Origin of the sequence: Nonomuraea jabiensis (genome assembly GCF_014204795.1) — a bacterium.
In the GTDB taxonomy this organism is placed as follows: Bacteria; Actinomycetota; Actinomycetes; order Streptosporangiales; family Streptosporangiaceae; genus Nonomuraea; species Nonomuraea jabiensis.
Window position 1 is genome coordinate 4,893,417 of record NZ_JACHMB010000001.1, and the last position, 22,628, is coordinate 4,916,044.

Sequence of the window (22,628 nt, forward strand, 5' to 3'; positions counted from 1 at the left end):
CAACAGGTCAGGGATGACGACGCTTCTCGTAGTCGTCGATGACCTTGCCCAGCTTGGCGAGCTTCTCGGTGAACCAGACGTTCTCGGCGCCCGTCGGCGGCCGGTTGGAGTCCACGTACTGGTAGCCGAGGTTGGAGAACATGGTGACGATGTAGGTGCGGCCGCCCTTGCCGGGCAGGGCCTTCACGATGCCCGCGTCAGCGCCGGAGTTGTTCACCCAGCCGTTCTTGTGGGCGTACGTCACCTCGGCCGCGTCGTTGCACGGCCGTACGTCGTGGCCGTACGCGATGCCCTGGCCGGGGATGGTCACGGTGCCGTCGGCGCCGATCCAACGCGAGGGCGTGAGCTGCGGGATGCCCGGAGCGGGGTAGGCGGCGCCACACCAGTTGGTGGTCGACAGGGTGACGTTCATGCCCTGGTCGCCGAGCTTGCCCTTGAAGAACGCGCGGGAGGCGTCGCTGAGGACCGCGGCGGTGACGCCGGTGCCGTTGGGAGCCGTCCACAGGGTGCCCAGCCCGCCGTTGACCAGCATCAGCAGCTTGGCCGTGTCGAGCGAGCTCATGGTGACGGGGTTGCCCCAGCGTCCGCCGGTGTTCGGGTTGGTGTTCTTCAGTTGCAGGGTCTCCAGGCCCAGGTCCTGGAAGGTCTGGTTGAGGCCGTCGACCGCGCCGCGGTCGTGCAGCAGTTTGACCATGGCACAGGCGGCGTTGTTGGACGACCAGGTGAGCGCGGCGTCCAGGTAGCCGCGGATCGTGTTGCTGCTGCCCGGCCCGCACAGCGAGCTGATCGGCGCCACAGGCTCGTAGTTGTAGGTGTCGTCGAGCGAGATCTGGCCCTGGTCCACCAGGCGCAGCACCCCGAAGGCCACCATCAGCTTCAGCACCGACGCGGGGTACGGGCTCATGAAGTCGATGGAGGCGTTCTCGCGGCCCGGCACGATGTCGATGCTGCCCTGGCCGTGGTTGGCGTACCAGCCGGCGTCGTCCCACTGCCGCCAGCGGACGTCGGTGGTGTGCAGGTTGCGGTCGACCGGCACGACCTTCCCGTCCGGATACTGCGGGCTCATCAGCACGGTGCCCGAGGAGACGGGGCGGCCCAACCGGTTCAGCTCGATGACGGTCAGGTCGATCTGCGGCTGCTGCGAGATCGGCTCGGCCGCCGCGACGGCCGCGAGCAGGTCGGCCTTCTTCGGCGGCTTCCGCGCCTCCTTGTCGACGCTCTCCTGCCGCAGCGCGTTCAACTCAGCGGCGCCGGTCGGCGGATTGGTGTCCAGGACCTGCTCGAACTGTAACTGGTCAAGAGCCCGGCGCAACTGATGCGCCAGCACGCTCGCGGAGCCGTCCTCCGCCGCGGCGGCCGGAGGCGGCGCTACCAAACCGCCCAGCAGTACGGCTGCGGTGGCGAGCCCGGCGAGACCTCGACGTCGATTTCTGGATCTTGAGAGGTTCACCGCGCCACTCTAGCCAGCGAGCGAGCCGGCGGCGCGAAATATCCTGAACTACTTGATCTACGGACAGACGGGCAGCGGCCGTCGCGGCGTGCGGAGCTCAGGTGCTCCGGCCCCGGGGTGATGGCGTACGCGCCGCGCCCGCCGGCAGCCGTGGTCGGCCTCTAAGTGAGGCCGACGACGGTGGTGCCGCCGTTGTAGGCGACCACGACCGCGCCCGAGACCGGCAGCAGGTTCGGCGCCTGAGCCTGGTAGTAGCTGATCCGGCGGTAGCCCATGTCGAAGGAGATGCTCCTCGGCTGGGTCGTGCCCCAGCCGGCCACGCGGGTCTCGATGGTCACGGTGTCCACCTCGACCTTCGCCTGCGCCACGAGCAGGCCGTCCTTGAGCGGGAGGTGCCGTACCCGCCAGGGGTCGCCTCCCAGCGCCGGCAGCTCGGCCGTCTTCGGCTCGCCGCCGCCGTACCAGCGGTACTTCTCCCGCTCGCTCTCGTACGACTTGGTCAGGTATCCGTTGGCGGTGAACACCTGGAACACGTTCGCGGACGAGTCGGCGGGCCCCACGTCCTCCCCGTGCTCCTGAGCCAGGACCACCTCCTTGTTCACCATCCTGTCGCCGTCCCTGACGGTCAGCCACAGGGCGCTGCCGTCCTGCGCGCGTTCGGCATAGATGTCGGGTGTGCTGTAGGGCCACGGCCGCTCATAGCGCCACACCTCGTCCCCGTTCCGCGGGTCCAGGGCGATCACCGCGATGTTCTGGCCGCAGAACGCCGGCAGGGCGATCACGTCACGGAGGTTCACGTGCCAGGGCTCTGACCGGGTGGCCCGCCAGAAGTCGGTATGGCATCCCCTGGGCAGGCGATACGACCAGGCGGGCTCCTCGGCGTCCGGCAGGCCCCATCCGACCACCGTTCCGTCGTGGGCTGAGGCCGTGACGAAGCCGTACGAGGTCAAGGCGGCGGCCGGGCGGAAGCCGCGGGCCTGCTCGGAGAGGACCTCGCCGGTGTAGGCGTCCAGCAGCACCGTCCGGGCCCTGACCTCCTGCGCGTTCCTCACCCTGCTGAACTCCACCGCCACCATGCCGCCGTCCGGGGTGGCCAGGACCTCCACGGTGACCGCTCCAGGACGGCGGTAGTGCCAGCGTTCGCGGCCCGTGACGGAGTCCACCGCCACCACACCGTCCGACACGCGCACGACCACGTGCCCGCCCGCGGCCACCACCTGCCGGACGGGCTCGCCGCTCGGCGGGCTCCACTGCCAGGCGACCTTGCTCACCGAGACGGGACCGGGGTCCGGCATGGCAGACCCTGGACCCACCCCGGAGGGGCGTGGACCCACCCCGGAGGGGCGGGGGGTCGCTCCGGAGGGGCCCGGGGGCGCCGCGACGGGCGCCGCGACGGGCGCCGCGGCGGGCGCCGCGATGGTGGCCTCGACCGGCAGTGTCTCGGCGGCCAGCAGGCCGGCCTGCGCCGCGGCCGCCACGGTGAGCAGCCCCGCGCACAGGCTCGTCAGCGACCGGTTGGTCAGGCCGGGCGGGACCCTGCCCAGCAGGGCGAGCCCGGCCGCGGTGAACGTCATGCCGAGGCCGAACAGGACGTCACCGGGCTCGGGCAGCCCGCCCATGAAGCCGCGTTGCAGGCGGACCAGGCCGTACAGGGCGAACGGGCTCACGACCAGCATCGCCATGGCGACCCGCGCCCGTACGCTGTCCACCGCGTCCGAGACGGGACTCAGGCTCTCCTCGGGACGGGCGGCTCTGCGAGCGAGCCTGACCAGCGCGATCATCAGCATCAGCAGCAGCCCTGCCGCCAGGAGGAGCCCGGCGTTGGTCCCCATCGACGGCTTCTCGACCAACGACCAGCGCAGGGTGTGACCCCACCCGGCCGCCGCCACGCCGGCGATCACGAGCCCCGCGCCGAACCAACCCCAGCGCATGCCCGCCGCGCGGCGCTCCGGGAGTTGCCCCGAAGGGGTCTCGTCGCGATCAGTGTCGGGATGCGTCATGAAGCTCCCACCTCATTTGGCGGCGTCGCACTGCCGCTTCCGCCGCGGATCGGCGTCGCATGCGGGGATCCTGTCTCCGCCGCGGACGACCAGCCGCCGGTCGCCGAGCGGTTTGTCGAGATGGACGACCTGGTCTTGGGGAAGGGCCCGGTAGCTGTCGCGATCCGCGCACTTCCCGTCGAGGCGTCCACCGGCGTCACGCTCCGACTCCTCGAAGACGCCGACCACCACCTCACGGGCGTTCTCCTCGACCGCGTGGTCACTGCGGCGAGCGCACGGCGACACCGTGTAGATGACCGTCACCTTGCTGTCGTCGACGTTGCCGTAACGGTCGACGTAATCCCTGTAGCCGATGATGTGCCCAGAGAGCCGATCCGACTTGGGCTTCAGCCCGAGCTCGCGAACCTGGCCCCTCTTGACCCTCGAAGCGCGCTCCAGTGCCAGCACGTCGCAGGCTTTCACGCGCTCCGGGTCGGCCTCGCAGCTGGGGATCTCGGCGCCGTCCCAGGCGATGACCCGCCGGCCGTCGAGCGGTGCGTTGAGCGCGAGAGTGCTGATCCTGGGCACGGATGCGTCGGGCAGGTCGTCCACGCACCGGAGGTCCTCGACGATGCGCACCCTGATCTGGGTCTCTTTCTCGTCGAACATGTTCCGCTCGAGATGCGGGCACATCGAGACCTTGTAGATGATGCGCACGGACTCGGTTTCGCTGCCTTCGCTGTAGCCGATGATCTGGCCGGTGTGCTCGTCCGAGCCCGGTGCGACGCCGAGGTCCCGCGCGTCACCGCTCTTGATCAGCTTCGCGGTCTCCTGCTCGATCTTCGCCAGCTCCGCGGCATTCTTCTGCCGCCGCTCCTCGATCAGGCTCTGCAAGGGGTCGTACGTGACCGCGTCCCTGTACAGGAACATCCCGGCGGCCAGGACGACCAGCGCCGTGATCGACCACCAGCGCGCGGAGTCAAGGGGAAGCCGCCTCCAGACGAACACCCTCTGGCCCAGCTCGGGGTTGATCGCGGACATGATAAGGGCGACCACCAGGACGATGATGATCAGCCATAACAGAACCATGAAACCTACGCCTTGTCGAAGCCGCCGCCGAAAGCAGGGACTCTAGCGTCGGGCGCTGAAACGGCACTGAAACGGCAGGCAGACCCACCTGGCGACGCCACGCAGCCGATCCCACGCCGCCCTCTCCCCGCAGATGGCAGGGATCACCGTGGACCGGAGCCGATTGAACGGACCTCAGACCGCAGCGTTATCCACAGGGTCGAGCACAACCCCAGGCGTATCCCCAGAACCCCGCTCCACTCCGCCCAAGCCCCCTGCGATCGCCGATGATCCTGAGTGCCTCACCAACCCCAACAACGGGACACCTGAACCCTCAGCACCCCAACAGACAGACGCCTTAAAGCATCCCGACAGCCCGACCCCCGGAGCACCTCAACCCAACGCCTCCACCGACAGCACTTCAACACCTAAAGCACCGCCACCGCCGCAGCAGTCCACCGCCACAGCAGTCCACCGCCACAGCAGTCCACCGCAGCAGCAGTCCAGCACCGCAGCACTCCAGCACCGCAGCACTCCAGCACCGCAGCACTCCAGCACCGCAGCACTCCAGCACCGCAGCACTCCAGCACCTCACCACCGCAGCACCTCAGCACTGCAACATCCCGCCTCCACCCCCTGGTTTGCGCGGGCCCTAAAGACAACCCGGAGCGCATTCACCATGAAGATCATCCTTCCTTTGCCCGCCACGTTGACCACCCTCTTCATCGTGGCCACGGATCACCTGCCGTTCGACGTCGACTCGTTCGTGCCCTGGCGCATAGCCGGCCCGTACAGAAGAGCCGCGATCACCGCATCAGGCAGCGGCTCCCTGACGGTGACCCACCACCAGACCCCCTGGAAGCCAACCGCGACCAACCTCACAGACGAGGAAAGACGCCGCCTACGCCGCACCGGCCAACACCTGGTGGTGTCCACGACCGCACCCCCGCACAAGCTGCCGACCAGCATCCAGACGGCGAGAGCGACGGCCCGCGCCCTCGCGAGGGAGTGCGACGGCCTCCTGATCGACCCACTGACCGGCACTTCCATCCTCACCTGCGGAAGATGCGCGGGCGAACCCACGGACTTCCGCCTCACCGACGACTGGCTGTCCTGGGACGTCCAGGTTCACGACGCCGCGACCTGCCCGCCCTGGGACCCGTCCGACATGGGCGGGTGTGACTGCCTACGCGTCACATCCCGAGGCCTGCGCCGCTTCGCCCTCCCCGAGATCACTCTCGACGGCGCCGCCTGCGCCCACAACCTGTGCGCGACCAACCTCCTGCGCACAGTGGCCCACCGCCTGGTCACAGACCACCTGGCCTACGTAACCACTCACCCGGAGGCCACCGACCGCAAAATCGACGACTTCCTCCAGATAAGCCCCGCGGACCAGCCAGACGGCGGCCTCCCTTTCGGCGTCCAGCTAACGCCCTACGACGCGGACCAGGGCGACCTGGGCCGCACAGGCACCATTCGCCGCCTCAAGATCGGCCCACCACCAGGCGCCGGCCAGATCACCTGCCTGAAGGTCGGCCCGCCATCAGGCTTCCCCGGCTCCCTGAACGACTGGCTATGCGCCACCCAGAAGCCCGCCCACCCCCCACTCGCCTTGATCAACTGCCACACCACGACCCCACCCACCGCTACCTCCCCACCAGCCCCTTTCCCCCAAACACCCCTGCCCCCGCCCTACCCCCTGGCGCCAACCAGAGCCACGCAACCGACTCCCTCCACTGACCCGACCCCAACTACCGCCCTGACCGTGGCACCCACCCAGCCCCCGCGAGTGGAAGCCGAACGTGCAGCAGCCTGAGCCCGACGCTGAGCCCGAGCCTGAGCCCGAGCCTGAGTCCGACCCTGAGCCCGGCGCTGAGCCCGAGCCTGAGTCCGGCGCTGAGCCCGGCGCTGAGCCCGAGCCTGAGTCCGACGCTGAGCCCGAGCCTGAGTCCGACCCTGAGCCTCAGCGACCTCGGTGCGGCCCCTGGCGCGATCCCTGCGCGACTGCTCGGCTGAGCCCGGTACTCATGGCGGCAGATTCCTGGAGGTACTGGTTCTGGTGAACGGCTGCCTGCGGACGGTGGCGGGGGGCGGCGGCGGGCTGTGGCCGGGCGGCGGTCGAGCCGCGGTTGGGCTGTGGTGGGGGCGGCCGGTGGGCTGTGGTGCGGCTGTAGGTGGGGGGCGGGGCGGCGGTGGGCTGTGGCCCGGCGGCGGTCCGGTGCCGGTGGGCGGCGGTCCGGTGCCGGTGGGCGGCGGTGGGGGGATGGTTCGGGACCGGGGCGGTTCGGGACCGGGGTGGTTCGGACCGGGGTGGTTCGGGACCGGGGTGGTTCAGGACCGGGGTGGTTCGGGACCGGCTCCGGATGGTCGGTGGGTTTGTTAGCGGCTGAGAAGCTGGGTCATGATCTGATCGAGGGTGGCTGACGGGTTCGGGACTGGGCCGGGGGAGCGCCAGGCTACGTAGCCGTCCGGTCGGACCAGGACGGCGCCGCCCCCGCTGACGCCGTACCGCTCCCGGAAGTGCCCCTCCACGTCCTTCAGCTCCTCGTCCACCACCAACCGCGTGAGCTGGACGCCGAGGCGTTCCTTGACCAGACGTCCGGCGTCCATCCAGGCCTGGCCGCCCTGTCTGTCGGCCAGCAGTACGAAGCCGGAGCCGAAGAGGTCGATGGTCGAGATGCGCTGGCCTTCCCAGTCGAGCACCACGTGTGGGGCGCGGCTGCCGGGACGGCCGGTGGGTACGCGTGGGTTCTCCAGGATGGAGCCGTCGTCGCCGGGTTCGTCCAGGATGGCTGTGGAGTGGTAGCGGTATCCGATGAGGACGCTCATGAAGTCCTCGAGGGGCTCCGGGTAGCCGACGCGGTCCGTTGGAGGCATGCGTACGCCGAGGTTGGCGAGCTGGGCGTCGGCCGTCAGAGTGCCGATCGGGCGACGTTCGGCGTCGTACGTGTCGAGGAAGTCGGGCCCGGCCTGGCCTGTGACGACGAGCCAGAGCCGCCAGGCGAGGTCGCAGCCGTCCTGGAGCGCGGTGCTGCCGCCCTGCCCGCCGGTGGGCGGCATGGTGTGGGCCGCGTCCCCGGCGAAGAACACCCGGCCGGCGCGGTAGGTGTCGGCCACCACGTGCGCCAGGGCGAACGACGTTTTGTCCAGTAACTGAACCTCCAGGTCGGGTTGGTCGGCCGCGATGCGTACCAGCTCCCGGCAGCGCTCCTCGGTGAAGTCGGCTTCGCTCTGGCCATCGGCGTAGTTGACGCCCAGCACGTGCGCCCCGACGCCGGTGCCTGTCACGATCACGCCGGTGAAGGCGTCATTCTGCAGGTACCAGAGCGTGACCTCGCGTTCGCGGACCAGCCCGCTCAGGTCCGCGTCGAACATGATCGAGCACATCCGGCCCAGCTCGCCCTTGCCCGAGGTGGGGACGTTCAGGAGGCGGCGGAGCGGGCTCCGGTAGCCGTCCGCGGCCACCACGTAGTCGGCTCGTACGAGGCGGTCGCCGTCGGCGTCGCGGATCAGCGCGGTCACGCCGTCCTCGTCCTGTTCCAGCGAGACCAGCTCGGTGGAGAAGCGCAGGTCGGCGCCCAGCTCCTCGGCCGTGAACCGCAGCAGCCGCTCGACCGCGGCCTGGGGCGCCCCCACCTGCGCCGCCGGGGTGATGTCGGCCAGGAAGGCCATCTCCTCCTGCTCATCGTTGATGATCATGTGAGGGTTCGGGTCGGCCAGGCTCTTGGCGATCGCCATGCGCATGCTGTCCCCGATGCCTGCCCAGGTCTCGCGGAGCTCCTGCTCGATGCCGGGTACGGGACGCAGCAGCTCGATGGCTCGCGGGCCGACACCGAACGCCTTGGGCTGGATCGAGGTGCTCGGATGCTTCTCCACCAGCATGACGGGTACGTCGCGCCAGGCCAGGAGTGTCGCCGTGCTCAGGCCTGCGTACCCACCGCCCACCACCAGGACGGGCACCCGCTCTTGTTCCATGCTTGTCCACCTCCGGGAACGCGTAGTATCGCGTCTAGGGTCGAGGACACGATATGTCGCGTCCAAGGAGGCGGTCAAGACATATCGCGTTTGCGGCGGCGGGCCGCGGGCAGGTGGAATTGATCAGCGTCCGGTGGCTGTTCGTCGCATGCCTCAGTCCGTGCTCGCCGACCGCGGTCGCATGCCTCAGTCCGTGCTCGCCGACCGCGGTGGCTCTGGCCGTCTCCGTTCCTCATTGGTCGGATCGTGACGTTTCGGATGTTTCTCGACTGCGTTAATGATCTACATCCAAGCAGCGGCAAAGATCAGTGCCCTAAGGCCGGGTCTTGGAGGGCGCTGAGGCTCGGGTGGTGGGTGGCGGGCTGGTTGCCGGCAGGGAGCCGCCTCCGCTGGCGGGTGAACCCCTCACGATGATGGGCCCACTTGTCCTCATCCGTCTTTCAGGTGTTCTCGTCGTCCTTGGCGGTCAGGGGCGAGTTCTTCGCCCATTCGGCCCAGTCGGCGAGCGCCTGGTGGAGGCGGACACCTGCTTCGGCTGCGATCCGCAGCGACCGCGTCTGCGGCCCGTCGCCGAACTCGCCGCGGTCCTTCGCCTCCGCGTATGCGCGGTATCGAGCGGCCTCCCTGGCGAAGAACGCCGCCTCCTCGTCCAGGTGCCTGCGTAGCTCCGCGGGCTCCATCAGCCAGAAGAACGCCGAGCGCAGCAGCGACTGGATCCGCAGCGTGTGATCGACCTCGCCGGATGTCAGCCACTCCCGGACCGCTTCTAGCCCCTTGTCGTTGATCCGGTACGCCTTGCGCCGCCGCGGCCCCTCGCTCTCGATCTCGATGAGCCCCTCGTCGGCCAGTCGGTTGAGCTCGCCGTAGATCTTCGGTGGCTGAGTGGGCCACACCGAGCCGAGCATCTGCTCGAACCGGCGCGCCAGGTCGTAGCCGCTGGCCGGCCCCTCAGAGAGCAGGCCGAGCAGGCCATAGCGCAACGACATTCGTACTGTCCTCCGTTCCGCGTCCATCTCGGCAGAACCTCGGGGACCGGTGCAGTCTGCACATGTACCTAAGTACATGTTCCAAGGTATCTATGGAAGGCTCTGAAATGTCCCAGGCGGTTCTCATTACCGGCGCTTCGGGAGGCATCGGCCAGGCACTGGTCAAGGCCATCGCAGGCAAGGGCTACACCGTTTACGCCGGGGTGCGGGGCGAGGCGGAGGTGCTGGCGGGGATGCCGGGCGTGCGTACGGTGACGCTCGACGTGACCGATTCCGACAGCGTCGCCGCGGCTGCCGAGCAAGTCGGGCGCGACCTACGCGACCAGGGGTTACGCGCCGTGATCAACAACGCAGGAGTGATCGTCCAGGGGCCGCTCGAAATCGTGCCGCCCGCCGAGCTGCGCCGCCAGTTCGAGGTCAACACGTACGGGCCGGTCTTCGTCACGCAGGCGTTCCTGCCGCTCCTCAGGACGGGCGGCGGCCGAGTGATCAACATCAGCGCGGCGACGGCCAGGCAGCCCGTGCCGTTCCTGGCACCTCTGGCGGGCAGCAAGGCGGCCCTGGCCTCGATGTCCACCGCCCTGCGCATGGAGCTGGCGGCGTGGGACATCCCGGTCGTACTCATCGAGCCGGGCAGCACCGCGACCGCGATCTTCGACAAGGCCGCCACGGCGGCCGAGGCCGCGCTCGCCCTGGCCGACCCCGGGAGGGCCGCGCTCTACGCCGAGCACTTGGCCGCCGTCGCCAAGGCGACGGCCCGGCGACGCCACGCTTCCACCGAGCCCGTGGTCCGCACGGTGACCACCGCACTGGAGGCCCGCAAGCCCAAGCGCGTGTATGTGGTTCCCGGCGACGCGCGCCTGTTGGGCCTCCTCTCCCGCCTGCCCGCACCGCTCAGGGAGCGCCTGATCTCCGGCACCCTCGGCCTCACGGGCGTCCAGGCGGGCAAGTCCACCCCCTCGAACGGATCGTTGTCCACGACACGGGACCGTTCGCGGTAGCGGTGCAACTCTTCGGCGCAGACAGTCTGCGGTGCCGGGTCTCGTTCGAGTGGTCCGCATTCCGCAGCGCTGCGGAAAGGGGCCCGATGCGGTCGATGTCGGTCAGGCGTGGATCGTGGGTACGGAGCAGCACAACGTGTGCGGCGTGCGGAGACGATCTACCAGGGCACCGGTGACCGGGTACGCCGTCCGCATCGGCGATCGCCGGCGGGTTCGTACGGACTCAAGGTTCTGCGGCGGCGGCTATGCGGAGAGGTGTCGCTCCAGGGATTCGAGCTTGCTGGTCATCCCGTCGGTGACCCCCTGCCGGAGGTCGGCCTTGAGCACCAGGCTGACCCGGGGCGCGACCTCCGCCACCGCGTCCACCGCGCGCTTCACCACGTCCATGACCTCGTCCCACTCGCCCTCGATCGTGGTGAACATGGCGTCCGTCCGGTTGGGCAGGCCGCTGTCGCGGACCACCTTGACGGCGCGGGCGACGGGCTCGGCGACTCCTTCGCCGACGCCCAGCGGGGTGATGGAGAATGCGACGATCACTGCGTGCCTCCTTGCGGCGGGCCGGAGGCTTTCGATCTTAACGAAGCGAAAAGCCACGACGCCTCCCAGAACGCCGTGGCCACCGCCGTACTTCACTCACGCGTCACGCGTGGTCGTGCTCCTCTTCGTCCTCGTCCTCGCTGGGCCCCTCGGAGGGCTCCACCCCGAGGACGGCCTCGCGCGGCTCGATCTCGTTGATGTGGTCGACGAGCTGCAGCACGTGGTCGGGCTCGATGAGCCACTGCAGTGCCGAGGCGCCCGTCTCGTCGGAGCTGACCAGCTCGGCCTGCTCGGTGCGCTCCTCGGCGGTGAGGTCGGCGTCCGGGTGCCTGATCTCGGCCAGCGCCGCCGCCTGCAAAGCGTCCACGTCGAGCACCTCGACGGTCAGCTCGACCGTGAGGCGCAGGAACTTCGGTTCATCACTCATGGCGACGACTCTAGGGCAGCTTCCACTCCACAGGTGCCGCGCCTTGCTGTTCCAGCAGCTCATTGGCCCGGCTGAAGGGGCGCGAGCCGAAGAAGCCGCTGCGCGCGGAGAGGGGGGAGGGATGGGCGGACTCGATGCGGGGCACGTCGCCGAGCATCGGGGCCAGGTTGCGGGCGTCGCGGCCCCAGAGGATGGCGACCATCGGCTTGTTGCGCGCCACGAGGGCGTGGATGGCCTGCTCGGTGACCTGCTCCCAGCCCTTGCCCCGGTGGGAGGCGGGCTTGCCGGGCATCACGGTGAGGACCCTGTTGAGGAGCAGGACGCCCTGCTCGGCCCACGGCGTCAGGTCGCCGTTGGAAGGGCGGGGGAGGCCGAGGTCGGTCTCCATCTCCTTGTAGATGTTGACCAGGCTGCCGGGCAGCGGCCGCACGTCGGGCGCCACCGAGAACGACAGCCCGACCGGGTGGCCGGGCGTGGGGTAGGGGTCCTGGCCCACGATCAGCACCTTGACGTCGTCGAAGGGCTGGTTGAAGGCACGCAGCACGTGCGGGCCCGCGGGCAGGTACTGCCTGCCCTCGGCGATTTCCTTGCGCAGGAACTCGCCCATCAGGGAGATCTGCTCGGAGACGGGCTCGAGCGCGCGAGCCCATCCGGCTTCGACGACTTCGTTCAGTGGACGACCGGCCATGGCCGATGAGCCTATCCAGCTCTGGTTCGGCTTGCCGCCGAAACGTCGGGTCCAGCCGTACCAGAATGATCACAAGGTGCCCGCGCGGACCGCGCGGGCACCTTGATCACTTCACGGAGCCGGCCATCATGCCCTGGACGAAGTACCGCTGGAAGGCGAAGAACAGGACCAGCGGGATGATCAGTGACAGGAACGCGCCGGACGAGAGGATGTCCACGTTCGATCCGAACTGCCGCATCTGAGACTGCAGGGCCTTGGTCATCGGCTGGTTGTCGGTGTCGGCGAAGACCAGCGCGATGAGCATGTCGTTCCACACCCACAGGAACTGGAAGATGCCCAGCGAGGCGATGGCGGGCTTGCCCAGCGGGAACACCACCGACACGAAGATCTTCCACTCCGGCGCACCGTCCATCCGCGCCGCCTCCAGCAGCGAGGAGGGGATGCCGACGAAGAAGTTACGCAGCAGGAAGATGGCGAACGGCAGGCCGAACGCCGTGTGGAACAGCACCACGCCCGGGATCGAGCCGAAGATCCCGATGCCTCCGTAGAAGGACGCGACGGGGATCAGCGCGATCTGGATGGGCACGATCAGCAGCCCCACCACGACGAGGAACGCCCCGTCACGCCCCGGGAACTCCATCCACGCGAACGCGTAGGCGGCCATGGCCGCGATGCCGATCACCAGGACCGTGGTCGGCACCGTGATCAGCACGGTGTTCCAGAAGGACGCGGTGAAGCCGCTGGCCAGCAGGTCCCGGTAGTTCGCGAGGGTCAGCTCGGCAGGCTTGGTGAAGATCGTCCACCAGCCCTCGGAGTTGTTGACGTCCGTCGTGCGCATCGAGACGACCAGCAGGCCCAGCGTCGGCACCAGCCAGAACAGGCCCAGCACGATCATGACCACCTGGACGGCGCCGCCGCCGATCCGGTCCACGATCTTGCTCACTACGCCCCTGCGCGGCGCGCCCGTCTCCAGCCCCGGAGAGGCGGTAGCCGTGGCTGTCGTCATGATTCGTCCCTCCTGAACCGGCGGATGTTCATGATCATGAAGGGAAGAACCAGAATGAGCAGGAAGACGGCCAGCGCGCTGCCCAGACCCTGGTTGTTCCCGCCGCCGAACGACACGCGCCACATCTCCAGCGCGACCACGTTCGCCTGGGGCTGGACCGAGGCCGGCGCGATGATGAAGACCAGGTCGAACACCTTCAGCGTATTGATGATCATCGTCACGAAGACGACGAGCAGCACCGGCGACAGCAGCGGCACGGTGATCTTGCGGAACACCTGCCACTCCGTGGCGCCGTCGATGCGGGCCGCCTCCAGCGCGTCCCGCGGGATCGCCGCGAGCCCCGCCGCGATCAGCACCATGGCGAACCCGGCCCACACCCAGACGAACGCGCCGATGATCGCCGGGGTGATGAGTGTCGGGCCGAGCCAGCTCAGGCCTCCATAGGCGGCCTGGAAGTTCGACTGCGGGAGCCGTACGACATAGGAGCCGGCGGGCAGGCCCTCGAAGCGGAACGAGCCGTCGTCGGCCGTCGTGGCGGTCGCGGCGACCTTGCCGTTCTGCACCGCCTCGACGGTCATGCCCGGCAGGCCCTTCTCCGAGGCGTCCACCTCGCCGTTCTTGCCGCCGCCGCCCGGCGTGAAGTCGAACCACACGGTCCCCGACAGGCCGTCGCCGGCCGCGGGGGCCTTGGCGGCCTGGGCGTTGCTCGGCAGGGCGTTCGGCTTGACGCCCACGATCGGGATCAGCACCGGCTGGCCCGCCTGGGCGGGCTGCTTGGTGACGACCGCGCCGCCGTCGGCGGTGACCGGCGACTGGTCGCCCTCGCGCGGGCGCGCCTCCGGGTAGCCCTGCGAGGAGGAGAACGTGTCGTGCACGGTGGTGAGCACGGCGTTGGCCACGCCCTTGGCGGGGTCCTGCTCGTAGACGAGGCGGAAGATCACGCCCGCCGCCATCAGGGAGACCGCCATGGGCATGAACACGATCAGCTTGAACGCCGTCGACCACCTGATCCGCTCGGTCAGGACCGCGAAGATCAGGCCCAGCGTGGTCACCACGATCGGCGCGACGACAACCCAGATGAGGTTGTTGCGGATCGTGGTGAGCATGCCGGAGTCGGTGAAGATCGAGGCGTAGTTGCCCAGTCCCACGAATCCGGTGCCCGCCGAGTCGAACAGGCTCCGGAAGATGGAGTAGACGATCGGGTAGATCACCCAGATCCCCAGCAGCAGCGCCGCTGGGAGGAGGAAGGCGATGGCGACCGCCGGCGAGGGGCCGAGGCGTCTTTGCGTACGGGGGGTTTCAGCCGGTCCGGTGGAGGTCTCGTCCGCGGTGTCCGCGGACGAGACCTGCGGGCCGTCCAACCGTTCGGTCACGGCCTTACCTCTTTACTTCTTCCAGGCCTTCTTGGCCTCGGCTTCGAGTGTGGTCTGAGTGCCCTTGATGTCGCTCGGGTTGCGCAGGAAGTCCTGCAGCGCCTTCCACTCACCCTTGCCGTCGGTGCCGCCGAACGCGCTCGGCGCCAGGTCGGACATGTCGTAGCGGACGGCGTCGCCGGCCGAGACGATCGTCTGGCCGAGCTGCTTGGTCAGCTCGTCGGGGTAGTTGTCGGGGGAGACGTTCTTGTTGGGCGACAGGTAGCCGGGCAGCTTGGCCCAGATCTCGCCGCCCTCCTTGGAGGCCAGGAACTGCAGCAGCGCCATCGCGCCGGGGGAGTCCTTCATCGCGACCGCGACGTCGCCGCCCAGGACGACGGGAGCCGTGTCACCGACCTTGGGGAACGGGAAGTACTTGGCCTCCTCGCCCACCTTGGCCTTCGACTGCACCGCGGAGACGGCCACGAAGTCGGCCTCGATCACCATGGCGGCCTTCTTGTCGCCGTAGACCTTGGTCACGCAGCCGGGGAAGTCGGTCTGCAGGGCGCCGGCGTTGCCGTCGGCCACGAACTCCTTCTTGCCCGTGATCTGCGCGATCTTCTCCAGCGCGGTGGCCACGGTCGGGTCCGTCCACGGGATCTCGTGCTTGGAGAGCTTGTCGTAGTTCTCCGGCCCGGCGGTGGACAGGTAGACGTTCTCGAAGAGGTCGGTCAGCGTCCAGCCGGACGCGCCGCAGAACGAGAACGGCGCGGTGCCGGAGTCGGCGATGGTCTGCGCGTTCTTGACCAGTTCGTCCCAGGTGGTGGCCGGCTGCACGCCCGCGTCGTCGTACGCCTGCGCCCGGTACCAGACCAGCGACTTGTGCGCCGCCTTGATGAGCACGCCGTACACCTTGCCGCTGGCGGAGCCGAGCTCCTTCCAGTACGGGGTGTAGTTGGTGTCCACCTCCTTGACGACGTCGTCGGTCAGCGGGATGAGCGCGTTCTGGTCGGCGTACTGCTGCACCAGGCCCGGCTGCGGCAGGATCGCGACGTCCGGCGGGTTCTTGCCCTGGATGCGCGGGCCGAGGTAGGCGCCGGTGTCCTCACCGGTGGAGGCGTACGTGACCTTCGCCCCGGTCTTCTCGGTGAAGGCCTTGAGCACCTGCTCGAAGTTCTTCTGCTCGTCGCCGGTCCACTTGGCGGCGACCTCGAGCTTCACGCCCTCCAGCGGCTTGGCGCCGGCGGCGGGGGCCGACGCGGAGCCGGAGGCGTCGGTGGACGGCGAGGTGGTTGTCGGGGCGTTGCCGCAGGCGGCGACGGCTACCGCGAGCCCGGCCAGGATTGCTGCTGCTCTGGCGTTTCGCATGGCTGCCTCACTGGGTTCTGATGATCTCTTCGATTTCGGACTTCATGGAGACCGCGACGTCGTCCGCGGACTCGGTGGAGGGGTTGCCGAGCGCCTTGGCGACCGAACTGGCGATCACCAGGCTCAGCTGGTTGTAGTTGGCGCTCACCGGCCGTGTCTTGGCGGCGAGGATGCTCTCCTTGAGCACGGGCAGGTAGGGGAAGCGCTTGATCAGAGCGGGATCGTCGTAGAGCTCGGTCCACACGGGCGGGAAGGAGCCCTCGGTGAGGACGCGGCGCTCGTTCTCCAGACTCGTGAAGTAGCGGATGAACTCCTGCGCCGTGTGCTGATGCTTGGAGTACGCGCTGATGGCGAGGTTGGCGCCGCCCAGCGCGCTGGACCCGGGGCCGTTGAGCCCCGGCAGCCGGGTCACCCCCAGCTTGTCGCCCAGCTTCGCCCTGGCCGGGCCGTAGCCGTGCGGCCAGTTGCGGGCGAAAGCGAGCCGGCCCTCCTGGAAGGCCAGGCGGGTCTCCTCCTCCTTGTAGCTCAGCGACTCCTTGGGGATCCAGCCTTCGCGCAGGCCCTGGAGCAGGAAGTCGAGCGCGATGCGCGTCTTGGCCGGATCGAGGGTCACCTCGGTGCCGTCCTTGCTGACGATCTGCCCGCCGGCGGACTGCAGCGCCTCGGAGAAGTTGACGGTGAGCCCTTCATACGCCAGGAACTGCCCGGCATAGCCTCCAATATCGTGCTTTTTCGTGATCTGTCGTGATTGATCGCGAAGCTCGGCCCACGTCCGCGGCGGCTTCTTGACCAGGTCGGTCCGGTAGTAGAGCAACCCTGCGTTGCTCGTGTACGGGACGGCCCAGAGCTTGTTCTTGTAGACCGCCGTCTCCACGACAGGCGGCAGGAACCTGTCGAGCGGGAACAACCCGCGCTCCAGGGGGATGATCCAGCCGTTCTCCGCGAACTCGGCGGTCCACACCACGTCGAGCCCCAGTACGTCGTACCGGCTGCTCTTGGCCTGAAGGTTGGCCACCATCTGAGCGCGCTGCTCGTCGGCGGCCTCGGGCAGCTCCAGCAGCGTCACCTTCTCGGCCGGGTGGGCCTGGTTCCAGCGGTCCAGCAAGGGTTGCAGGTACGCCGTGGTGTCGCGACCGGTGGCGAAGGTGATGGGGCCTGTGCCGCCCGTCCCCGTCTCGCCGCCGCCCTCATTGCTCGCTGACGCGCAACCGGCCGCCGCCAGGAGGACGACCAGGGGGAGCGTGAGCGAGCGCACTCCGTTTCCTCCACGTTCAGAGTGAATTACATACGTGTTAGGTAGATGCATTCATGTTATGCACACCTGTAATCTGTAGGTCAACGGCTAGCTGAGTAACGCGTTCGTAACACGGCGGGGAGGTGGGGCGGTGCGGCTTCACCTGCTGGCGCTCCTGGCTAAAGAGCCGGCCCATGGGTACGAGCTCAAACAGGCGCTGGAGCAGACGTTCGGCAGTGCCTATCCGTCCCCCAACATCGGCCAGATCTACGTCACGCTCGGCAGGCTGGAGAAGGACGGCCTCATCCGGGCGGTGGACGTGGAGCAGTCCAACCGGCCCAACAAGAAGGTCTACTACCTCACCGCCAAGGGCCGGGACGTGCTCACCCTCTGGGTGGATGAGCCCACCGAGGGCCCCAGGGTGCGCGACGAGTTCTTCATGAAGCTCGTGCTGGCCCCGCTCACCGGCATCGCCGACCGGATGGCGCTGATCAATCGTCAGCGCCGCCACTACCTGTCGCTCATGGGTGATCTCAACGACCTCCTGGCCCGCACCGCGCCGACCGATCGGGTGGCCATACTCCTCATCGAGGGCGCCATGCTCCACCTGCAGGCGGACCTTGACTGGCTTGAGCGTTGCCAGGAGGATCTGGCATGAGCGCGGTTGTGAAAACGGTCAATCTGGTCAAAATCTACCAGGATGGCGCGGTGCCCGTGCCTGCCGTACGCGGCGTGGACCTGCAGGTCGAGCCGGGTGAGTTCGTCGCGATCATGGGTCCGTCCGGCTCCGGGAAGTCCACGCTCGTCCACATGCTGGGCGGGCTCGACACCAGGACGAGCGGCGAGATCTGGCTCGACGGCAAGCGCGTCGACACGCTCTCGGAGAGCGCCTGGGCGCTGCTGCGGCGCAAGAAGGTCGGGTTCGTCTTCCAGTTCTTCAACCTCGTCGCCAACATGACCGTGGGCGACAACGTCGAGCTGCCCGCGCTGCTGGCCGGGGCCTCGCCCAAGGTGGCCCGCGAGCGCAGGGAGAGCCTGCTCGGCGCGCTCAACCTCACCGACCGCGCCGACGCCTCGCCCGCCCAGCTCTCCGGGGGCGAGCAGCAGCGGGTGGCGCTGGCCAGGGCGCTGGCCAACCAGCCCAGCGTGCTGCTGGCCGACGAGCCCACCGGCAACCTCGACAGCCGCAACACCCGCGACGTGCTCCGCCTGCTCGGCGACGTCCACAAGAAGGGCCAGACGATCGTGATGGTCACCCACGACGCGCGTGTGGCGAGCCTGGCAGACCGGCTGGTGTCGCTGTTCGACGGGGAGATCGTGGACGACGGCCGCATCGCGCGCCGCCGCACCCGCACGGCCGGCGAGGTGATCGACCTCAGGTGAGCGAGCGAACAATCGGACACAGCAGTGCTGCACTCACAGGTCCGACGAAGGAGGACCTGTGAGTGCCACGCTGGCGGGGAGCCGGTGGATCAAGGCGGACCTGCGGGCCCGGAAGGGCCAGGCGGTGCTGACGGTGCTGACCGTGGCCGGGATCGTGGCCGCGCTGATCACCGCGGCGACCCTGCTGGAAGAGGGCACCAACCCGTGGCGCAGCCTGTTCGCCCAGACCGACGGCGCCCACGTCTGGCTCTACACCGACGACAGCCCCCAGGCCGACCTGAGCGGCATCGACGGCGTGACGCAGATCGCGGGCCCGTACCGCTCGGCGCCCGTGACCGTGGCGCAGGAGGGCAAGAAGGAGCCCGCGGCGCTGCGCGCGATGCCCGCCACACCGCCGCTGGTGGCGCACCCGGTGGTGGCCGAGGGCAGGTGGCTGGATCCGTCCCAGCCGGACGGCGTGGTGGTCGAGCGCTCGTTCGCGACCTCGCTGCGGCTCAGGATCGGCGCCCCCTTCACGATCATCGCGCTCAGCGGCAAGCGCCACACCCTGTACGTACGCGGCATCGCCGACTCCGCCGAGCAGGGCTTCTACCCGCAGTGGACGCCCGGCCTGGCCTACGTGCTGCCCGTCATGCTCGACCGCATCGAGCCCATGCTGGGCCGCAGCGAGTGGGTGACCGGGCTGCGCGTGGCCGACCCCGACGCCACGCAGGTCGTCTCGCAGCGCGTGGTCGTCATGCTGGAGGACAAGCTCCAGCGGGTCTACACCTGGCGCGAGGTCAGGGCCGCCATGGAGCTGGACAACCGGCTGCTGGGCACGCTGCTGGCGCTGTTCGGGGTGGTCGGGCTGGTGGCCGCCGCGCTCGCCCTGGCCAACGCGGCCGGCGGCCGGGTGCTGGCCCAGCTCCGCGACCTGGCCACGCTCAAGTCGATGGGCTTCACCAGGGGCCAGATCGCGCTGCTGCTCCTGGTCGAGCACGGCGCGCTGGGCCTGCTCGGCGTCGCGATCGGCGCCGTGGTGGGCTGGGGCGTGATGGCGGCGATGCTCGGCGCGACCTCCGTGGCGCCGATCCCCGTGCTGGCCATCGTCGCGGGCACGGCCCTGGTGGTGCTGGCCGCCGTGGGGCTGCCCGCGTGGCGCGGCGGCCGCACGCCGCCGATCCCCGCAGCGCCCGCCCTGCCGCCGCGCGGCCGCCTGTCCAGGCTGGCCCGGCTGGCCCTCCTCGTACGCCTCCCGCCCGCCCTCGTCCTCGGCACCAGGGACGCCTTCACCAGGCGCGTGCCGGCGTTCCTGACGGCGTTCGGCCTGGCCGTGCCGATGATGATGGTCACGATCGGGCTCGGCGTCTGGGCCACGCTCGACAACTTCGCCGACCACCCCGAGCAGGTCGGCCAGCACGCGAGCCTGTACGTCCGGCCGGGCAAGGCCGAGCCGGCCGAGGCCGAGCGCGTCGCCAAGCTGGACGAGGACGTCGAGACGGTCTATCCGGGCACCGACGTGGACGCCCTGGCGCCCGGCATGGCCCGTTCGGTCCGCGTGCGGGCCATCGGCAGCTCGACGGAGCCGTACCCGTTCCCGGTGGTCGAGGGGCGCATGTACGGCCGGCAGGGGGAGGCGGTGGCCGGGCAGGGCCTGCTCGACCTGCTGGGCATCAAGATCGGCGACCGGGTGCGGCTGACCGTGGGCGGCACGCCGCTGATCGTCAGGATCGTCGGCAGGACCGTCGAGCCCGACCTCGACGGCGAGGTGATCTCCGTGGGGCTCGACAGCCTGGCGGCCAAGGACTCGGTGCCGCCGGAGTTCTACGCGCTGGCCCTCAAGAAGGGCGCGGACCCCGCCGAGGTGCGCGGGCGGCTGCTGGCGGAGTCGGCCGAGAGCCTCGACGTGCAGGCGGCGGTCAACCCGGCGGACCGGTTGTCGATCATCCGGGTGGTGATCGTGGCCCTGATCGCCGTGCTGATGCTGATCGGCCTGGCCAACCTGCTCACCGCCAGCGCGCTGGGGCTGCGCGACCACGCGTTCGACCTGGCCGTGCTCAAGGCCATGGGGCTGACGCCGCGCCAGGTCATGGCCACGCTGGTGACGGGCACCGGGCTGCTGGTCGTGCTCGGCGTCGGCGCGGGCGCCGCGGCGGGCATGTCCGTGGTGACGGGGCTGATCGACCTGCAGGGCCACACGAGCGGCGTCGGCGCGGGCATCGGGCGCGCGCCCTCTGCCCTGACGCTGGCCGTCGCCGTCGTGGGCGCCGTGGGCACGGCCCTCGCGGTGGCGCTCATTCCCGCCCGCCGCGCGGCCCGTGCCCAGGTGCCGGTCACGTCGCGCTGAGAGCGGCCTTCTCCTTCTTCTTCAGCGCGAACCAGTAGAAGCCGTGCCCCGGCAGCGTCAGCAGGTACGGCAGCTCGCCGATCGGCGGGAACTCCACCCCGCCCCGCGCCTCGACCGGGACCATCCCCTCGAACCTGCGCAGGTCCAGCTCGACCGGCTGCGGGAACTTCGACAGGTTGTTCACGCAGAGCATGATGTCGTCGCGGTCCTCGCGGACGAAGGTCAGCACGCAGGGGTTCGAGGACCACATTTCCGTGTACGCCCCCACGCCGAACACCGGGTGGTTGCGCCGGATCTCCAGCATCTTGCGGGTGAAGTGGAGCAGCGAGCCCTCATGGCGCTGCTGGGCCTCCACGTTGACCGCCTGGTAGCCGTAGATCGGGTCCATGACCGCGGGCAGGTAGAGCCGCCCGGGGTCGGCCGAGGAGAACCCGGCGTTGCGGTCGGGGCTCCACTGCATCGGCGTGCGGACCGAGTCGCGGTCCTCCAGCCAGATGTTGTCGCCCATGCCGATCTCGTCGCCGTAGTACATGACCGGCGAACCCGGCAGGCTCAGCAGCAGGGCCGTGAACAGCTCGATCCGGTCCCTGTCGTTGTCGAGCAGCGGGGCCAGGCGCCGGCGGATGCCGAGGTAGGCCCGCATGCGCGGGTCCTTGGCGTACTCCTTGTGCATGTAGTCGCGCTCTTCCTCGCTCACCGTCTCGAGCGTGAGCTCGTCGTGGTTGCGGAGGAAGATGCCCCACTGCGCGTTGTCGGGCAGCTTGGGCGTGCGCGACATGATCTCGGAGATCGGCTCGCGGGTCTCCTTCTTGACCGCCATGTAGATGCGCGGCATGAGCGGGAAGTGGAAGGCCATGTGGCACTCGTCGCCCCCGGTGGTGGGGTCGCCGAAGTATTCGACCACGTCCTCGGGCCAGCCGTTGGCCTCGGCCAGCAGCACCCGGTCGGGGTAGAGGCGGTCCACCTCGGCCCTGATCTTCTTCAGGTACGCGTGCGTCTCCGGCAGTCCCGAGCACGCGGTGCCCTCACGCTCGAACAGGTACGGCACCGCGTCCAGCCGGAACCCGTCGATGCCGAGGTCCAGCCAGAACCGCAGCACCTCCAGCATGGCCTCCTGCACCGCCGGGTTGTCATAGTTGAGGTCCGGCTGGTGGTGGAAGAAGCGGTGCCAGTAGTACTGCTTGCGCACCGGGTCGTAGGTCCAGTTGGACTCCTCGGCGCCGATGAAGATGATCGGGGCGTCGGGATAGCCGCCCGGGTGGTCCGACCACACGTAGAAGTCGCCGTACGGACCCTCGGGGTCGTGCCGGGACGCCTGGAACCAGGGGTGGCGATCGCTGGTGTGGTTCATCACGAGGTCGGTGATGATCCGCAGGCCACGTTCGTGAGCCTTCTCGATCAGCTGCACGAAGTCTCCCAGGTCCCCAAAGTCCGGGAGGATCTTCATGTAGTCCGAGATGTCATATCCGCCGTCGCGCAGGGGCGACTCGTACAGCGGCAGCAACCACAGGCAGTCCACGCCGAGCCACTCGAGGTAGCCCAGCTTCTCGATGAGACCGCGAAGGTCGCCGGTGCCGTCGCCGTTGGAGTCCTTGAACCCCCGGACGAGGATCTCGTAGAACACCGCCCGCTTGTACCAGGCTGGATCCTCAGAGACGAACGCCTCGGAGATCGGCTCCGGCAATGGGGATGCGTTGATCATATGTCGCTCACAGGAAGAGATGTGGGCAGGACGAAGTCACCGGTTGCCCCGGCGTTGTTATCTGGTGACCGCGCCGCGTGGAGTCGTCATCCCTGCGAACTCCACTGCCCTAGAACGAGACCGGATTTGTGATCTGGTGCCCGTTT

General features: G+C 69.1%; 18 protein-coding genes. 5 read left to right on the top strand and 13 right to left on the bottom strand.

Annotation, left to right across the window (positions count from 1 at the left end):
• Window positions 1-7: 7 nt before the first annotated feature.
• From HD596_RS64855 to HD596_RS22615, 3 genes are all read right to left on the bottom strand, one after another.
• Window positions 8-1,450 (bottom strand): serine hydrolase, encoded by a 1,443-nt coding sequence (locus tag HD596_RS64855; RefSeq protein ID WP_185071327.1) that lies wholly within the window; start codon window positions 1,448-1,450, stop codon window positions 8-10.
• 161 nt (window positions 1,451-1,611) lie between these two features.
• Complete coding sequence (locus HD596_RS22610; protein WP_185071328.1) at window positions 1,612-3,450, bottom strand: PQQ-binding-like beta-propeller repeat protein; 1,839 nt, start codon at window positions 3,448-3,450, stop codon at window positions 1,612-1,614.
• A 12-nt stretch (window positions 3,451-3,462) separates the two neighbouring features.
• Complete coding sequence (locus HD596_RS22615; protein WP_185071329.1) at window positions 3,463-4,518, bottom strand: hypothetical protein; 1,056 nt, start codon at window positions 4,516-4,518, stop codon at window positions 3,463-3,465.
• 676 nt (window positions 4,519-5,194) lie between these two features.
• Between HD596_RS22615 and HD596_RS22620 the strand changes: the two genes are divergently transcribed.
• Window positions 5,195-6,313 carry a hypothetical protein gene (locus HD596_RS22620; protein ID WP_185071330.1) on the top strand — a complete coding sequence of 373 codons (1,119 nt, stop codon included), beginning with the start codon at window positions 5,195-5,197 and terminating at the stop codon, window positions 6,311-6,313.
• A 563-nt stretch (window positions 6,314-6,876) separates the two neighbouring features.
• Here HD596_RS22620 and HD596_RS22625 read toward each other — a convergent pair.
• Together HD596_RS22625 and HD596_RS22630 are read right to left on the bottom strand one after the other, a co-directional pair.
• The gene (locus tag HD596_RS22625; RefSeq protein ID WP_185071331.1) at window positions 6,877-8,472 is read right to left on the bottom strand and encodes an FAD-dependent monooxygenase; all 1,596 of its coding nucleotides are present in this window, start codon (window positions 8,470-8,472) and stop codon (window positions 6,877-6,879) included.
• A gap of 440 nt (window positions 8,473-8,912) precedes the next feature.
• Window positions 8,913-9,458, bottom strand: coding sequence for a PadR family transcriptional regulator (locus HD596_RS22630; protein WP_185071332.1), 546 nt, complete (start codon window positions 9,456-9,458; stop codon window positions 8,913-8,915).
• 107 nt (window positions 9,459-9,565) lie between these two features.
• Here HD596_RS22630 and HD596_RS22635 point away from each other — a divergent pair, with 107 nt between their 5' ends.
• Window positions 9,566-10,459 carry an SDR family NAD(P)-dependent oxidoreductase gene (locus HD596_RS22635; protein ID WP_221519463.1) on the top strand — a complete coding sequence of 298 codons (894 nt, stop codon included), beginning with the start codon at window positions 9,566-9,568 and terminating at the stop codon, window positions 10,457-10,459.
• A 243-nt stretch (window positions 10,460-10,702) separates the two neighbouring features.
• Here HD596_RS22635 and HD596_RS22640 read toward each other — a convergent pair whose 3' ends face one another.
• The 7 genes from HD596_RS22640 to HD596_RS22670 form a co-directional block, all read right to left on the bottom strand.
• Window positions 10,703-10,996, bottom strand: coding sequence for an MTH1187 family thiamine-binding protein (locus HD596_RS22640; RefSeq protein ID WP_185071334.1), 294 nt, complete (start codon window positions 10,994-10,996; stop codon window positions 10,703-10,705).
• 103 nt (window positions 10,997-11,099) lie between these two features.
• Window positions 11,100-11,423 (bottom strand): hypothetical protein, encoded by a 324-nt coding sequence (locus HD596_RS22645; RefSeq protein WP_185071335.1) that lies wholly within the window; start codon window positions 11,421-11,423, stop codon window positions 11,100-11,102.
• A 10-nt stretch (window positions 11,424-11,433) separates the two neighbouring features.
• Window positions 11,434-12,111 (bottom strand): uracil-DNA glycosylase, encoded by a 678-nt coding sequence (locus HD596_RS22650; protein WP_185071336.1) that lies wholly within the window; start codon window positions 12,109-12,111, stop codon window positions 11,434-11,436.
• Between the two features lie 106 nt (window positions 12,112-12,217).
• Entirely contained in the window at window positions 12,218-13,117 is a 900-nt protein-coding gene (locus HD596_RS22655; protein WP_185071337.1) for a carbohydrate ABC transporter permease, read from the bottom strand.
• Window positions 13,114-14,490 carry an ABC transporter permease gene (locus HD596_RS22660; RefSeq protein WP_185071338.1) on the bottom strand — a complete coding sequence of 459 codons (1,377 nt, stop codon included), beginning with the start codon at window positions 14,488-14,490 and terminating at the stop codon, window positions 13,114-13,116. The genes HD596_RS22655 and HD596_RS22660 overlap by 4 nt, the downstream gene beginning before the upstream one ends.
• Window positions 14,491-14,502: 12 nt before the next feature.
• Window positions 14,503-15,837, bottom strand: a complete 1,335-nt coding sequence (locus tag HD596_RS22665; protein ID WP_185071339.1) for an ABC transporter substrate-binding protein — start codon at window positions 15,835-15,837, stop codon at window positions 14,503-14,505.
• Window positions 15,838-15,844: 7 nt separating this feature from the next.
• Entirely contained in the window at window positions 15,845-17,092 is a 1,248-nt protein-coding gene (locus HD596_RS22670; protein ID WP_185071340.1) for an ABC transporter substrate-binding protein, read from the bottom strand.
• Between the two features lie 130 nt (window positions 17,093-17,222).
• On the opposite strand from HD596_RS22670, the gene HD596_RS22675 reads away from it, so the two are divergent.
• From HD596_RS22675 to HD596_RS22685, 3 genes are read left to right on the top strand one after another with little or no spacing between them, the layout of a single operon-like run.
• Complete coding sequence (locus tag HD596_RS22675; protein WP_185071341.1) at window positions 17,223-17,729, top strand: PadR family transcriptional regulator; 507 nt, start codon at window positions 17,223-17,225, stop codon at window positions 17,727-17,729.
• On the top strand, window positions 17,726-18,454 hold the full coding sequence (locus HD596_RS22680) for an ABC transporter ATP-binding protein (RefSeq protein WP_185071342.1): 729 nt from the start codon (window positions 17,726-17,728) through the stop codon (window positions 18,452-18,454). The genes HD596_RS22675 and HD596_RS22680 overlap by 4 nt, the downstream gene beginning before the upstream one ends.
• Window positions 18,455-18,512: 58 nt before the next feature.
• Window positions 18,513-20,780 carry an ABC transporter permease gene (locus tag HD596_RS22685; RefSeq protein WP_185071343.1) on the top strand — a complete coding sequence of 756 codons (2,268 nt, stop codon included), beginning with the start codon at window positions 18,513-18,515 and terminating at the stop codon, window positions 20,778-20,780.
• On the opposite strand, the gene treS is transcribed toward HD596_RS22685, so the two are convergent.
• Window positions 20,767-22,482, bottom strand: coding sequence for a maltose alpha-D-glucosyltransferase (gene treS / locus HD596_RS22690; protein ID WP_185071344.1), 1,716 nt, complete (start codon window positions 22,480-22,482; stop codon window positions 20,767-20,769). The genes HD596_RS22685 and treS overlap by 14 nt on opposite strands.
• Window positions 22,483-22,628: the final 146 nt, after the last annotated feature.